Source organism: Bifidobacterium sp. B4081, assembly GCF_026537335.1.
In the GTDB taxonomy this organism is placed as follows: Bacteria; Actinomycetota; Actinomycetes; order Actinomycetales; family Bifidobacteriaceae; genus Bombiscardovia.
Genome location: NZ_JAFNMM010000001.1, coordinates 1,004,208 through 1,019,028 on the forward strand (window position 1 = coordinate 1,004,208; position 14,821 = coordinate 1,019,028).

At 64.4% G+C, this 14,821-nt stretch carries 10 protein-coding genes; 7 read left to right on the forward strand and 3 right to left on the reverse strand.

Translation table 11 applies throughout. The features are described from left to right. Positions 1-9: 9 nt before the first annotated feature. Positions 10-1,917: a bifunctional ADP-dependent NAD(P)H-hydrate dehydratase/NAD(P)H-hydrate epimerase gene (locus tag J3T92_RS04420; RefSeq protein ID WP_267399930.1), complete on the reverse strand. Its 1,908-nt coding sequence runs from the start codon at positions 1,915-1,917 to the stop codon at positions 10-12. Between the two features lie 132 nt (positions 1,918-2,049). On the opposite strand from J3T92_RS04420, the gene J3T92_RS04425 reads away from it, so the two are divergent. Continuing rightward, the gene (locus J3T92_RS04425; RefSeq protein ID WP_015021846.1) at positions 2,050-2,739 is read left to right on the forward strand and encodes an MgtC/SapB family protein; all 690 of its coding nucleotides are present in this window, start codon (positions 2,050-2,052) and stop codon (positions 2,737-2,739) included. Between the two features lie 12 nt (positions 2,740-2,751). Here the strand turns inward: J3T92_RS04425 and J3T92_RS04430 are convergent, their stop codons facing one another. Together J3T92_RS04430 and J3T92_RS04435 are read right to left on the reverse strand one after the other, a co-directional pair. Continuing rightward, entirely contained in the window at positions 2,752-4,353 is a 1,602-nt protein-coding gene (locus J3T92_RS04430) for an ABC-F family ATP-binding cassette domain-containing protein (RefSeq protein WP_267399931.1), read from the reverse strand. Positions 4,354-4,470: 117 nt separating this feature from the next. After that, positions 4,471-5,649 (reverse strand): TspO/MBR family protein, encoded by a 1,179-nt coding sequence (locus J3T92_RS04435; RefSeq protein ID WP_267399933.1) that lies wholly within the window; start codon positions 5,647-5,649, stop codon positions 4,471-4,473. A 185-nt stretch (positions 5,650-5,834) separates the two neighbouring features. Here J3T92_RS04435 and J3T92_RS04440 point away from each other — a divergent pair, with 185 nt between their 5' ends. The 6 genes from J3T92_RS04440 to whiA all read left to right on the forward strand — a co-directional run bounded on the left by J3T92_RS04440 (position 5,835) and on the right by whiA (position 14,815). Continuing rightward, a complete protein-coding gene (locus J3T92_RS04440; protein ID WP_267399934.1) occupies positions 5,835-6,437 on the forward strand; it encodes a DNA-3-methyladenine glycosylase I in 603 nt (200 codons plus the stop codon). 162 nt (positions 6,438-6,599) lie between these two features. Then, positions 6,600-9,521 (forward strand): excinuclease ABC subunit UvrA, encoded by a 2,922-nt coding sequence (gene uvrA / locus J3T92_RS04445; RefSeq protein WP_267400254.1) that lies wholly within the window; start codon positions 6,600-6,602, stop codon positions 9,519-9,521. Then, entirely contained in the window at positions 9,518-11,818 is a 2,301-nt protein-coding gene (uvrC, locus tag J3T92_RS04450) for an excinuclease ABC subunit UvrC (protein ID WP_267399935.1), read from the forward strand. The genes uvrA and uvrC overlap by 4 nt, the downstream gene beginning before the upstream one ends. Before the next feature lie 61 nt (positions 11,819-11,879). After that, the gene (locus tag J3T92_RS04455; RefSeq protein ID WP_267399936.1) at positions 11,880-12,839 is read left to right on the forward strand and encodes a shikimate dehydrogenase family protein; all 960 of its coding nucleotides are present in this window, start codon (positions 11,880-11,882) and stop codon (positions 12,837-12,839) included. Positions 12,840-12,841: 2 nt separating this feature from the next. After that, positions 12,842-13,735: an RNase adapter RapZ gene (gene rapZ, locus J3T92_RS04460; protein WP_155804756.1), complete on the forward strand. Its 894-nt coding sequence runs from the start codon at positions 12,842-12,844 to the stop codon at positions 13,733-13,735. Positions 13,736-13,855: 120 nt separating this feature from the next. After that, positions 13,856-14,815, forward strand: coding sequence for a DNA-binding protein WhiA (gene whiA, locus J3T92_RS04465; protein WP_267399937.1), 960 nt, complete (start codon positions 13,856-13,858; stop codon positions 14,813-14,815). Positions 14,816-14,821 lie beyond the last annotated feature (6 nt).

Consider the following 14,821-nt stretch of genomic DNA (forward strand, 5'->3'; position numbering starts at 1 on the left):
ATGATGTGCTTAGAACCAAAGCGAGCTGTTCTCGAAGAAAAGAGAGGCATCCTCTCCGTCTTGGATGGGTTGGTCAATCTGTTCAGCGGCCCTCACGGCTCTGGACATGACCAGTCCTATAGCCCTGGGCAGGGCATCGGCCACCTGCCCGGCACGGATCGGCTGTCCCATGCGTCCTGTAACGGTCCCCTGGCCCGCCGGTTGGTTGTCCTCGGCTACCAGATCCGCAAAGTCCTGGGGCTTGCGGGGATCGAAGATCAACGGCTGTTCCCAACCGGTCTGCCTGCCGCCGCTGGCCAGGGAACCGGCCAGCCCATGCAGGAAGGCCGCAGCCGCAGTCAGATCCACCATCAGCGTGGCATCATCCTGGATCGGTCCGGCGTTCTGGGCCAGCATGGCCCCGATGGCTCCGGAGAGCACGTCCCCTGACCCCGCCGTGGACAGCCAAGCTGGGCCGAAGCCGGTGGTCATGACCCGGGGGCGGTCGGTACCGTCATCGCCGACAATCAGCGTAATGGCACCCTTGAGCAGAATCGTGGCTCCGGTCAGCTGGCAGGCGCGTACAGCCCAGTGCAAGGGTTCGGCCATGACCTGTTCGCCGTCCACATTCTCGCCATGCGAGTTGAGCAGGGCGGCCATCTCGCCAGCATGCGGAGTTAACACAGTGCGAGGGCCCAGTCGGTCCGGCAGCAGGTCCAGGGCTCCGGCATCGGCCACCACCGGCGGATCGGCCGCTGCCTCGTCCTCGTCCAGGTCAGCGGCCTGTTGACTGAGTATGTCGGCGATCAGATCCCGCTGACCGTCTTGGCCTTCAGGCCCGGCGGCCTTCTGAGCCTGCCGGGTGGGCACGCCCGAGCCCAGCACCCAGGACTCGACACGTCCACGGCCTAGTACCGTTTCGGGCAGCTCCTGCAGGATCAGATCATCCACCTGTCCGGGGCCGCAGTAGCGGATCATGCCCACGTTGCCGCTGGCCGCAGCCCTGCTGGAGAGCAGCCCCGCGCCATGGTAGAGGGCGGATCCGGTGACCAGGCCGACCACGCCTCGGCTGTACTTGGTGTCATCCACCCGGGGCGCCCGCAAAAGCCCGGCGCAGTCCTCGGCGTTCATGCAGGAAACGCTGGGGGCCAGGGCCGATGTGTCGAAACCGAAGTCAACCAGGACGATTCTGCCGCAGACGTAGGCGGCTGGGGGCAGCATCAGGCAGGGCTTCATGGCTCCCATGGTCACGGTCACATCAGCCGGGATGTAGGCACCGGGCAGGGTGCCTTCATCGATGTCCACGCCGGAGGGAGTGTCCACGGCCAGCACCAGGGGCCCGTCTTGTCCGGCGGGGTCGTGCCAAGCGGGTCTGTCGGGCAGACCGCTCTCCATGCCCAGTTCTGAGGCCAGTGCGGCTGGAATGCCGCGCAGCGCCCCCTTGAGGCCGATTCCCGTCATAGCATCGATGATCAGATCCGCCTGCCGGCATAGCTCCAGGGCTTGGTCCAGCTCCTCGGTAGCCTGGTTCGGTCCAACCGGTGCCTCGCAGCCAGGGATGGCTGCCTGAGGATCCAGGGCCGTGACCACTCCGCCGGCGCGCAGAAGTGCATCCAGCCCACCCTGGTGCAGGTTTCGTCCGGCCGCCACCACAGTCACGTCGGCCCCGTGCCTGGCCAGGTCAGCCGAGGCATAGAGCCCGTCTCCGCCGTTATTGCCGGCCCCTGCCAACAGGACGATCCTGGCTCCTGTCGGCTCCAGCCCGGCATGGGTCAGCATGACGTCGGCCACGGAGGCCAAGGACCCGGCGGCGATGCGCATCAGGGGCACCCCGTCGTCCAAAAACGGCTGTTCCAGAGATCGGATCATGTCGGCGGAATAAGCGCTGGTGGCCAGGATCCGGCGGGCTTCGCGGCGTTCATCTGGTGACGGCTTCATGGCATCACACCCCTCATTCAACAGGTCCACGTGCGGCGGCACAGCCGGCCACGTGCTCACTCCACTCTATCCGATGGCCTTGTCCTGCAAGCGTTATAAGGTCTGCCTACTTACGAGGGCAGGAAGGAAATCATGCAGGGATTCGCAATGCCGAACCAGGGCCAGATCATGGCGGTGGTCCTGACGGTGGTCCTCTGTGGCCTTATCGGCTTCGAGCGCGAGTTTCTCAAGCATGACGCTGGCATCCGCACCCATATTCTGGTGGGCCTGGGCAGCTGCCTGTTCACCATGGTCTCCCTCTACGGCATCCAGGCTGCTGTGGGCAACTACTCCTGGGATGCATCGCGAATTGCGGCCGGAGTGGCCTCGGGCATCGGTTTCATCGGCGCTGGAGTCATCTTCTTCAACCATGATTCAGTCAAGGGTCTGACCACGGCCAGCGCCATCTGGGTGGCCGCCGCCGTGGGCATGGCCTGTGGGGTCCAGCTCTTCGCCATCGCCATCCTGGCGGTCGTCTTCTACTTTCTGGCCGTCCTGGTCATCGCGCCCATCCTCAAGTGGTTCCTGCGCAACCGTCAGAACACGGTTCTGCGCATCGTATATCAGGACGGTCACGGCTGCCTGCGCGAATCCCTGCTGCTGGCCACCCGTATGGGCTTCGAGTCCCGGGTGCTGACGATCCACGAGCTGCACCGGGATGCCTGGAAGGGCGCCGATGTCACCGTCAACCTGCTGGGCAAGGGGGATGTGACTGAGCTGGTCGAATCCATTGGCCAGACTCCAGGGGTCAAGGGCGTGGAGGTCCTGGGGGAGGACGACTGACCCCCTTCCGCTTTACTCTTCGGCCACCAGATCCAGGTAGTCGTCGCTCCAGAGGTCCTCATCCCCGTCGGGCATGAGCAGTACCCGCTCAGGGTTGAGCGCCTTGACGGCCCCCTCGTCGTGGGTGACCAGCACGATGGCCCCCTTGTACTTGGCGATGGCCTTGAGTATCTCGTCGCGCGAAGCGGGGTCCAGGTTGTTGGTGGGCTCGTCCAGCAGCAGGACGTTGGCACGGCTGGTCACCAGGGTAGCCAGGGCCAGGCGGGTCTTCTCACCGCCCGAAAGCACCTTGGTGGGCTTCATGGCGTCGTCCCCTGAAAAGAGGAAGGTTCCCAGGATGGTCCGCGCCTGGGTGTTGTCCAGGTCCGGGGCCACATGCTGCAGGTTCTCCAGAACGGTGACATCGTTATCCAGGGTGTCGTGCTCCTGGGCGAAGTAGCCGATCTTGGCCCCATGCCCCAGGGTCACCTTGCCCGTGTCGGGCTGCTCGATGCCGGCCAGCAGGCGCAGCGTGGTTGTCTTGCCAGCGCCGTTGTACCCCAGGATGACCACCCGGGAGCCCTTGTCGATGGCCAGGTTGATGCCGGCGAAGACGATGTTGGAGCCGTAGGCCTTGGACAGATCCTCGGCCATGATGGGCGTGCGGCCGCAAGGAGCAGGATCCGGGAAGCGCAGGTCAGCCACCTTCTCGGCCTTCTCCGCCTCCTGGGTGTCGGCCAGCAGGCGTTGGGCGCGGCGCATCATGTTCTGAGCGGCCACGGCCTTGGTGGCCTTGGCGTGCAGGCGAATGCCCTGCCGCATCAGACGGTCGGCCTTCTTCTCGGCCACCTCCCGCTCGCGGCGTCGGCGCTCCTCGTCCACCACCCGCTGGCGCAGGTAGGCCTTCCATCCCATGGTGTACATGTCGATGCAGGAACGCTGGGCATCCAGGTGCCAGATGCGGTTGACGGTCTCGTCCAGCAGCTCGGTGGAGTGGGAGATGATCAGGAAGCCGCCCTCGAACCGGCGCAGGTATCCCTTGAGCCATTCGATGGAGTCGGCATCCAAATGGTTGGTGGGCTCGTCCAAAATCAGGGTGTCAGCGTCGGAGAAGAGGATTCTGGCCAGCTCGACCCGTCGGCGCTGACCGCCGGAGAGGGTGCCCAGTGCCTGCTGCAGGGTCTCCTGGCTCAGCCCCAGGCTCTCACCCATGACGATGGCCTGCGATTGGGCCGCATAGCCCCCGGCATTCTCGAAGTCCTGTTGGGCCTTGTCGTAGCGCTTCATGGCCTTTTCCATGACCTTGGGATCGGGACTGGTCATCTCGGTCTCGGCCTTGCGCATCCGCTGGATGATGGATGCGATGTCTCTGGCGCTCATGACCCGGTCCAGGGCGCTCTGCTCGGAGTCACCTGCATGGGTGGACTGGGGCAGGTATCCCAGCTGTCCGGTCACCCGCACCTTGCCGGCCGAGGGGAGCATGTCGCCGGTGATGACCCGGGTCAGCGTGGTCTTGCCTGCGCCGTTGCGGCCCACCAGGCCGATCCGGTCGCCCTTGGTCACGTGGAAGTCGGTGGCTTGCAGCAGTAGTCGGGCACCTATCCGGATCTCAAGTCCCTGCGCCTCAATAGCCATGCCGCCTCCGACCCCACTTTCCTCATGGATTCAAAACTTGCAAGGAATCATGGTAGCAAGAAGCAAGCCCCGCCAGTGCGTCTCGGCTGACGGGGCAATGGATGCATCATGGATGGATCAGCGGCGGACCACCCTGAACTTGTTCCAGGGGAAGTAGACCAGGAAGGCGCCTACGGCGGTCAGCGCGATGACCAGCACACCCATGGCGGCCGCGAAGGAGAAGATCCTGATGCCGATGCCCAGGCAGGCCCAGATGACCACCAGGCCGAAGACCCAGTCCTTGCCATGCCTGTTCATCAGATAAGCGACGGCCAGGAGGGCGCCGACCACAATAATGGTGGCGAATCCCTGGACGGCACTGCCGACCTTGTGCCCGGCGACCACCATGTATCCGGCGTTGACCAGGGTGGCCACGCTCAGCCAGCTGGCGTAGATGGACAGGGGAATCCAGTCCAGGGCCTTGGCTGCGGTGGGGGTTCCGGCCTTGGTGGCGTCCCTGCGTACCAGGGCGTAGAGCATCCAGGTCAGTACGGTCAGAATCAGGATGATGACCAGGGCCCAGAAGTTGCGTTCCATGTGCCACAGGGCCAGCCAGGCGATGTTCAGGCAGCAGGTGGCCACGAAGAGCAGTCCGCTCAGTGTAAAGGGCAGGAAGCCCAGACGTTTGCGGCTGGGACCTGCCAGGCAGAAGCGGAAGAGCCAGATGGCCAGGGCGATGTAGATGACCCCCCAGATGGCGAAGACATAGCCGGCGGGCATGATCCACAGATCGACCTTGCGAGCCAGACCGCCCACGGTCGTGCCATTGAAATGGTAGACCTCCGCATAGCCGTTGAAGCCCACCATGGCCACCCAGGCCACCCAGAGCAGGATGTCCTCGAAGAGCTTCCAGCCGCGTCCCTTGGAGGATTCCTGCTCCTTCTCAGGCTGACCCTGCCTTTTGGTCTGATTTGATTCCTGTGCTGCCTCAGTGCTGCTGTTATCAGAGTGTTTCTCGCCTCTATTGGCGGTCTCATTGGCGCTGGTTTTTTCAGTCGATGACTTCTTCGACGAGTCACCAGACTGCTTGGCTGCGGCACTTGAAGACGATGAACCTGAGCTAGACGAATTTGAAGTCGAAGAATTTGAAGTCGACGCACTAGAAGATGCTGAACTCTCATTCCTCGAACTCCGGGCTGCCGATGACGAGCCCGAGGTTGATTGGTTGCCCTGCATGGCAGGGGAGGTGCGCTTGGCCCTCTCGACGGGGTCCTCATCGTCGGTCCAGAGTCTGCGCGGATTGTCCTTGTCAGTCATGGCACATGCTTCCTCTCCTTGCCGGTCGCAACCATACTGCCGCCATGGGGATGGCCCCGGGCATGGGCCCGACCGGCCTCTACTCCAACTTTAAAGCGGCCCGCCTGGCTCAGTGGTATTGACCACCCGGTCTGGGTGACCGCCGGTGCTAGCCTGAAGCCAAATACTGGAGATGGGAGTGTGAAGTGGCCGAACCTTTATATCGATGCGACTGGGCTCGGGTGGACGATCCGCTCATGCGTAGCTACCACGACCACGAGTGGGGCCGACCCCTGCATGGCTCCCAGAGGCTCTTCGCCATGCTCTCCCTGGAGATATTCCAGTGCGGGCTCAGCTGGCAGCTGGTCCTGCACCGCCGCCAGGCCCTCTTCAAGGATTTCGACAACTTCGATATTCAGGCCGTCGCAGCCTTCGACGCCGACCGCATCAACCGTCTCATGGCCGACCCGGCCATCATCCGCAATCGGCGCAAGATCGAAGCCACGGTGGCCAACGCGGCCCTGATCGCCCGCCAATTTCCCGGGGAGGCATTCGACCGCTACTGCTGGTCCTTCACCGGCGGGCTGACCATCAACCACGACTACCCGGACGATCCGTCCATACCGCGCTACGACCACCTGTCGGCCATCGTCTGCAAGGATATGCGCGACCTGGGTCTGCGATTCCTTGGACCGGTGACCGTCCACTCCTTCCTGCAGGCGGCCGGCATGATCAACGACCACCAGCACGACTGTTTCCTCAACGGCTGCAGCCACCCGACCCTGGATCCGCCCGCCCCGACCATCTAAGCCATCATCGAACACCTGTTCGAATTATTCGGCCCCGGCGATAGTATGGTCAGGCTTTGGCCTCAGCCTTGGCCATGGGTCTTCAGGGAAGCGGATGGGAAGCACGTGAAGCAGCAGAACAAGCCTAAGTCGACAGTGGACGCGGCCATCGAAAACCCGCGCATGATCGAATCCAAGGGGTCCCTGGTGGCGGACCTGTCCATGGTGCCCAACGACCGCAAGATCGTCATCCAGGGCGCCCGGGCCCACAACCTCAAGAACGTCAACCTGTCCATACCCCGCAACCGGATGGTGGTCTTCACCGGCCTGTCAGGCTCCGGCAAGTCCTCCCTGGCCTTCGACACCCTCTTCGCCGAGGGTCAGCGCCGCTACGTGGAGTCCCTCTCCGCCTATGCCCGCCAGTTCCTGGGCCAGATGGACAAGCCCGACGTGGACTTCATCGAGGGCCTGAGCCCGGCCGTCTCCATCGACCAGAAGACCACCAACCGCAACCCCCGGTCCACCGTGGGCACCATCACCGAGGTCTACGACTACCTGCGCCTGCTCTTCGCCAGGACCGGCATTCCCCACTGCCCGGTCTGCGGGGCCGAGGTACGCGCCCAGTCGCCGCAGCAGATTGTCGACACCCTCATGTCCAGGCCGGAGGGGACCCGCTTCCAGCTGCTGGCCCCCATCGTCAAGGGCCGCAAGGGCGAGTTCGTGGAGACCCTGGAGCTCCTGCGCTCCGACGGCTACTCCCGGGCCATCATCGACGGGGACATGCACCAGCTGTCCGACTCCATCAAGCTGACCAAGCAGAAGAAGCACACCATCGAGGTGGTGGTGGACCGGCTGGTCATCCGCGAGGGCATGCGCCAGCGGCTGACCGACTCCGTGGAGACCGCCCTGCGCTTGGCCAAGGGCACCGTGGTGGCCGACTTCGTGGATCTGGATGCCAAAGACCCCGAGCGTCGCCAGCCCTTCTCCGAGAAGCGGTCCTGCCCCAACGGCCACGAGCTGGAGCTGGACGAGATCGAACCCAGGACCTTCTCCTTCAACGCCCCCTACGGAGCCTGCCCGGCCTGCACCGGTCTGGGATTCAACCTGGAGATCGACCCCGAGCTGGTGGTGCCCGACCCGGAGAAGAGCCTCAAGGACGGGGCCGTGGAGCCCTGGAGCGGCACCAAGAGCCAGCAGCGCTTCTATGGCCACCTGCTGGACGGTTTGGCCAAGGAGATGGGCTTCTCCACCTCGACCCCCTGGAAGGATCTGCCCGAGGAGGTCCGTCACGCCGTCATGTACGGGCACGACTTCAAGGTGGACGTCTCCTACCGGAACCGCTGGGGCCGCCTGCGCGAGTACACCACCGGGTTCGAGGGCGTGGTCCGCACCCTGATGCGTCGCCACGACGAGACCGACTCGCAGCCCATGAAGCAGTACTACGAGTCCTACATGCGCGAGGTGCCCTGCCAGGTCTGCCAGGGCAAGCGCCTGAAGCCAGAAGTCCTGGCCGTTACTGTTGACGGCCTGTCCATCGCCCAGGTCTGCGACATGGCCGTGTCCGCCAGCCTGAAGTGGATTGAGGGCCTGCATATGGAGGGCGCCCAGGCCAAGATCGCCGGGGAGGTCCTCAAGGAGATTCGTGCCCGTCTGCGCTTCCTCAACGACGTGGGCCTGAACTATCTGACCCTTTCCAGGGCTGCAGCCACCCTCTCCGGCGGCGAGGCCCAGCGCATTCGTCTGGCCACTCAGATTGGCTCCGGCTTGGTGGGCGTCATGTATGTGCTGGACGAGCCCTCCATCGGCCTGCACCAGCGGGACAACGACCGGCTGATCAAGACCCTGCAGCGGCTGCGCGACCTGGGCAACACCCTGATTGTGGTCGAACACGACGAGGACACCATCCGCCAGGCAGACTGGCTGGTCGACATCGGCCCGGGGGCCGGCGAGCATGGCGGGGAGGTCATCTTCTCTGGGCGCTCGCAGGACCTGGTCAAGGCCTCCCGCTCCATCACCGCCGACTACATCGCCGGACGCCGGTCCATCGAGGTGCCTAAACGCCGCCGCAAGACCAACAGGACCCGCCAACTGACCGTGGTGGGGGCACGCGAGAACAACCTGAAGAACCTCAAGGTCTCCTTCCCGCTGGGGGTCATGACCCTGGTCACCGGCGTCTCCGGCTCCGGCAAGTCCACCCTGGTCAACTCCATCCTCTATCCGGTGCTGGCCGACCAGCTCAACAACGCCCGCATCGTGCCCGGCAAGCACACCAGGGTGGAGGGCGTGGACCAGGTGCGCAAGGTCATCCACGTGGATCAGAACCCCATCGGCCGCACCCCGCGCTCCAACCCGGCCACCTACACCGGCGTCTGGGACAAGATCCGCCAGCTTTTCGCCAAGACCCCCGAGGCCCAGGTGCGCGGCTACGGGCCAGGCCGATTCTCCTTCAACGTCAAGGGCGGCCGCTGTGAGACCTGCCACGGTGACGGAACCATCAAGATCGAGATGAACTTCCTGCCCGACGTCTACGTCCAGTGCGAGACCTGCCACGGCAAGCGCTACAACAGGGAGACCCTTGAGGTCACCTATAATGGCAAGACCGTCTCGGATGTGCTGGACATGCCCATCGAGGAGGCCGCCCACTTCTTCAAGGCCTATCCCTCCATCGCCCGCTACCTGGACACCCTGGTAGACGTGGGCCTGGGCTACATCCGCCTGGGCCAGCCGGCTCCCACCCTGTCCGGAGGCGAGTCCCAGAGAGTCAAGCTGGCCACCGAGCTGCAGCGGCGCTCCGACGGCAAGACCGTCTACATCCTGGACGAGCCCACCACGGGCCTGCACTTCGAGGATGTCCGCAAGCTGCTCAAGGTCCTGCACGGCCTGGTCGACAAGGGCAACACGGTCATTGTCATCGAACACAACCTGGATGTGATCAAGACCGCCGACTGGATCATCGACCTGGGACCCGAGGGCGGCGACGGCGGTGGCACCGTGGTGGCCCAGGGCACCCCTGAGCAGGTGGCCGCCAATCCGAACAGCTGGACCGGCAAGTACTTGAAGCCCATGCTGGATCCCGCCAAGGTAGCCAAGGCCACCCGATCATGACCCGTAGCTGCTTCGAGCGGCACACGCCGCAGGTATGGCGACGCACCGCCCAAGCCCTGGAGGAGGAGTCCGCCACCGGCACCACGACAGGCGTCAACAAGAACGGCGCACCCCTGCTGGGCGACAGCCGGGACCTCTTCCGTCCCAAGACCTCGGACATTCCCACTCAGCCGGGGGTCTACAAGTGGCGGGACGACGACGGCCGGGTCATCTACGTGGGCAAGGCCAAGAACCTGCGCAACCGTCTGACCAACTACTTCCAGCCCCTGGAGAACCTGCACCCGCGCACCCAGACCATGGTGCTGACGGCCCGGAGCCTGGAGTGGACCGTGGTGGGTACCGACCTGGAGTCCCTGACCCTGGAATACACCTGGATCAAGGAGTTCGATCCCCGCTTCAACGTCAAGCTGCGGGACGACAAGACCTACCCCTACCTGGCTGTATCCGTGGGGGAGGAGTTCCCCCGGGTATGGATGACCCGCGTGCGCAAACGGCACGACACCCGCTACTTCGGCCCCTATGCCAAGGTCTGGGACATGAAGCACACCCTGGATGCCCTGCTCAAGACCTACCCGGTGCGTACCTGCACCCCCGGCGTCTTCCGCAAGGCCAAGCTCAGCGGCCGTCCCTGCCTGCTGGCCTCCATCGGCAAGTGCTCGGCCCCCTGTGTGGGCCGGATCAGCGCCAGCGACCATCGTCGTCTGTGTACGGAGCTGACCGGGGTCATCACCGGCAGGCTGGGCAAGAGCTACCGGGCCGGACTGACCAGGAGCATGCAGAAGGCCAGCGAGGATCTGGACTTCGAGAAGGCCGCCCGCCTGCGCGACCAGATCGCCATGCTGGACACGGTCATCGAGCAGAATGCCGTGGCCTTCGCCTCCAACGTGGATGTGGACGTCTTTGGCGTGGCCTCGGACGAACTGGAGGCCTCGGTCCACGCCTTCTTCGTGCGCTCAGGGGCCATCCGCGGCGAACGCAACTGGAGCGTGGAGCGGGTCGAGGACGTCTCCGACAGCGAGCTGATCAGCGACCTCTTGGTGCAGGTCTACTCGGACCTGATGAATGAGAACGATAGCGAGCTGCACAAGCTGCCCGGAGAGTCGGATACCCCTGTCTCCATCAGCCAGGACCGGGATGCCATGGGCTCCACCCAGAAGGTCACAGCTCTGGATGCCGAGGCCCGGGCCAAGGCCACCAGGAGCCGGCACCGCCATCAGGATCAGACCGGACGTGCCGACCTGCTGGCCCCCATCTCGCCGGTGCCTCCCGAGGTCATTGTTCCCATCCAGCCGGATCGGACCGGTGACCTGCAGGAGTGGCTGCGGGAGCTGCGCGGATCCGCAGTGATCATCCGTGTAGCCAGCCGGGGCGAAAAGAAGTCCTTGATGGACCGGGCCAACGCCAACGCCCGCCAGGCCCTCCAGCGCAGCAAGCTCAGCCGCATGAGCGACATGGGCACCCGCACCCAGGCCATGAACGACGTGGCCAAGGCCCTTGGGCTGGACCGTGCCCCGCTGCGCATCGAGTGCTACGACATCTCCAACACCGTGGGCGGCCAGTTCCAGGTGGCCTCCATGGTGGTCTTCGAGGATGCTGTCCCCAAGAAGTCCGAGTACCGCCGGTTCGCCATCCGCGGTGAGGACGGCAAGGGCGCCGTGGACGATATGAGCGCCATCTACGAGACCCTGACCCGGCGCTTTCGTCACGGTAACATCGCCGGCGACAGCGGCGACAGCATGGAGGCCGAGCGAAAGGCCAGCGACAAGGCACCCGAATTGGTGGAGCAGGAGGAGGGGGCCATCGTCCAGCAGAACACCGCCGCCCGCCACTTCGCCTACAAGCCCAACCTGGTCGTGGTCGATGGCGGCAAACCCCAGGTGACAGCTGCGGCCCGGGCCCTGCACGACTGTGGTGTGGACGATGTGGCCCTGTGCGGGCTGGCCAAGCGCCTGGAGGAGGTCTGGGTGCCTGACGACGACTATCCCATCATCCTCAAGCGCCAGTCCGAGGGCATGTACCTACTGCAGCGGGTGCGCGACGAATCCCACCGGTTCGCTATCACCTACCACCGGCAGACCCGGCGCAAGGGTGCCCTCCGGTCGGCCCTGGATGAGATTCCGGGCATCGGCCCCGCCTATCAGAAGAAGCTGCTCAATCATTTTGGGTCGGTCAAGCGCATGCGTCAGGCCTCCCAGGAGGAGCTGGAGGCCGTCAAGGGCATCGGCTCAGCCAAGGCCGAGGCCATCTACCAGGCCCTCCACAGTGACCAAGATCAGACCGGGGACAGCCAGCGATAAAATGGCTCAGAAGGCTGGCAGAAGGCCATGCCCTGATCTTGATTGGTGCGTGATTGCGGATATGAATGGACCTGATCGTCGTTGTGCCGTCCTGGGCGACCCCATCAGCCATTCCCTTTCACCCCTCCTGCATCGCTCAGCCTATGCCGCACTGGGCCTGGACGGCTGGCGTTACGACCGTGTGCGCATGGACGCCGATGGTCTGGCGGACTTTATCCACGGCCTTGACCCGTCCTGGGCCGGTCTCAGCCTGACCATGCCCTTGAAGAGTGCCGTTGGCCCCTTGGGAGATTTTTGTGACTGCTGGTCTAAGACCCTGGGAGTGGCCAACACAGCAGTCTTTGCACAGGGCGGCCCAGCCAAGGGTCTGTCCCTGTACAACACCGACGTGGAGGGAATCGTGGCAGCTCTGCTGGAGGCTGCCGACCGTTGCAGGGCTGACGAAGATCCTCACGATCTGACCGCCCTGCTTGAGGCAGCCGGTCAGGGACGGCAAGACCGGCTTCCCGACCAACCGTATGGGGGAGCGAGATCCCTGGTCATCGGCAACGGGAACACCGCCGAGTCCGCCTTCTGTGCCTTGAAGGTGCTAGGAGTTGAGCGTGTGGACCTGCTGGCCCGCAGCCCGGAGCACTGTGACCACATGCTGGACCTTGCCTCCCGGCTGGGTCTGCCCGAGCCAACCGTCACCGCCATGGACCAGGCAGAGGCAGCCGAAAGGGCCCTGACCAGGGCCGATATTGTCGTCTCCACCCTGCCTTCGGGTGCAGCTGACCCCCTAGCTGATCTGATCAGTACCGCTGATGACGACGGGCGCTTGGGCCCAGTCCTACTGGATGTGGTCTATGATCCCCGGCCCACTCCGCTCATGAAGGCTTTCCGCCGCCAGCCAGGTGCACGGACCATCAGCGGCGAACGAATGCTGCTCTATCAAGCCGTGCGTCAGGTGGCGCTGATGACCGGCCGACCCCTGGCTGCTGTTCCGGTGGCAGCCATGGACCGAGCCTTGAGGGAGGCATGACGATGACGACGGAAAAACCGCCCTTCGCAGGCTTTGAGGTACTGCTGATCACAGGCATGTCCGGCGCAGGCCGCTCCCGCGCCGCCGACTCCATGGAGGACATGGGCTGGTATGTGGTCGACAACATGCCCCCGCGCCTGCTGGTGCCCCTGGTCGACATGATGACCTCGGCCGGAAGCTCTCTGCACCGCCTGGCCGCCGTCATCGACGTCCGGTCCCGCTCCTACTTCGACGACCTGTCCGCCGTGCTCAGCCACCTGGACGACCTGGGTGTGCGTTGCCGCATCCTCTTTTTGGATGCCTCTGATCAAGTGCTGGTCAAGCGCTATGAATCCGTCCGCCGACCCCACCCCCTGCAGGGCTCGGGCCGTCTGATCGACGGCATCCAGGAGGAGCGCCGCCTGCTGAGCGGACTCAAGGAGCGTGCCGACATGGTCATCGACACCTCCAACCTGAGCATCCATCAGCTGTCCACCCGCCTCTACGAAATGGTCCTGGGCTCCGGTCCGACCACCGTGGGCGTGCACATCATGAGCTTCGGCTTCAAGTACGGCCTGCCCATCGATGCCGACTTCGTGGCCGACGTGCGCTTCCTGCCCAACCCTTACTGGGTTCCCGAGCTGCGGGACCTGAACGGCCATGACGGCCCGGTTCGGGACTATGTGATGGCCAGCGAGGGCGCCAAGGAGTTCCTGGATGCCTACACCACCGCCATTCTGACTGCGCTCAGCGGCTATGCACGCGAGGACAAGCACTATGTGACCATCGCCTTTGGCTGCACTGGCGGACAACACCGCTCAGTAGCCATGGCCGACGCTCTGGCCGCCCGATTGCGGTCCCGGGGAATGGAGGTGACCGTCTCGGCCCGCGAGCTGCCGCACCGTTCCCGCGGATAGCCAAGGGCGCAATTTGTCCAAGATATTCGGTATCACAGTAATCCGGTGGTCGGCACGGCAGGTGTGTCGCGCGGCCAAGAAGTATTCATTTTTCAGTATTTTTTCGTAGGAGGACGGCTCTTGGCCCTACTTGATGATGTCAAAAGCGAGCTGGCCGCGATTGACAACGAACCCCCCTCTGCCAAGAAAGCACAATCGGCGGCTATGATCCGCTTCGGCGGCGGTCTGCACATCATTCAGCGTCACATTGTGGTGGAAGCGCAATTCGACTCCCTGCCGGCAGCGCAGTGGTTGCAGAACACCATCAGGGACGTCTACGGCCATGATTCCGATCTGATCCAGGTCAAGCGTCAGGCCCCCACCGGCAACCTGACCCGCTACTCGGTCCGTGTGCTGCGGGCAGGTGGCGCCCTGGCCCTGCAGACCGGTCTGCTGGATCGCCGTAAGCATCCGGTTCGCGGTCTTCCCGCCGACATCGTCTCCGGCAACATCGCCCAGGTCAAGGCCGCATGGCGAGGAGCCTTCCTGGCCCATGGCGAGCTGTCCGACCCGGGCAAGGCCTCCTACCTGGAGATCGTCTGCCCCGGATCCGAGGCCGCCCTGGCATTGGTGGGCGCCGCCCGCCGTCTGGGCATCAACGCCAAGGCCCGCCAGGTGCGCAGCTCCGAGCGCGTCACCCTGCGTGACCCGGACGTCATCGAACGCATGCTCAACCTGATGGGCGCCCCTAAGTCCTCCCGTGAGTGGACCGGCAAGCGCAGCGATGGGGAGTCCCGCGGCAAGGCCAACCGCCTGGCTAACTTCGACGATGCCAATATGCGCCGGTCGGCCAAGGCTGCCGTCGAGGCCAGCGCCAAGGTCACCAAAGCCTTCGAAATCCTTGGCGACGACATACCTGAGAATCTGCGTGCGGCCGGCCAGCTTCGTCTGGATCACCGTGAGGCCTCCCTTGAAGAGTTGGGCCGCCTTGCCGACCCACCGGTCACCAAGGATGCCATCGCCGGACGTATCCGCCGTCTGCTGCAGCTGGCCACCAAAGTCGAAAAGAAGAAGACCGAGGAACTGGCCAAACAAGAGTGAGATAGC

Excerpts from the sequence above, each read along its gene's own strand:
- J3T92_RS04420 (WP_267399930.1), bottom strand. The coding sequence starts at position 1,917 with ATGAAGCCGTCACCAGATGAACGCCGCGAAGCCCGCCGGATCCTGGCC.
- J3T92_RS04425 (WP_015021846.1), top strand. The coding sequence starts at position 2,050 with ATGCAGGGATTCGCAATGCCGAACCAGGGCCAGATCATGGCGGTGGTC.
- J3T92_RS04430 (WP_267399931.1), bottom strand. The coding sequence starts at position 4,353 with ATGGCTATTGAGGCGCAGGGACTTGAGATCCGGATAGGTGCCCGACTA.
- J3T92_RS04435 (WP_267399933.1), bottom strand. The coding sequence starts at position 5,649 with ATGACTGACAAGGACAATCCGCGCAGACTCTGGACCGACGATGAGGAC.
- uvrA (WP_267400254.1), top strand. The coding sequence starts at position 6,600 with ATGATCGAATCCAAGGGGTCCCTGGTGGCGGACCTGTCCATGGTGCCC.
- uvrC (WP_267399935.1), top strand. The coding sequence starts at position 9,518 with ATGACCCGTAGCTGCTTCGAGCGGCACACGCCGCAGGTATGGCGACGC.
- J3T92_RS04455 (WP_267399936.1), top strand. The coding sequence starts at position 11,880 with ATGAATGGACCTGATCGTCGTTGTGCCGTCCTGGGCGACCCCATCAGC.
- rapZ (WP_155804756.1), top strand. The coding sequence starts at position 12,842 with ATGACGACGGAAAAACCGCCCTTCGCAGGCTTTGAGGTACTGCTGATC.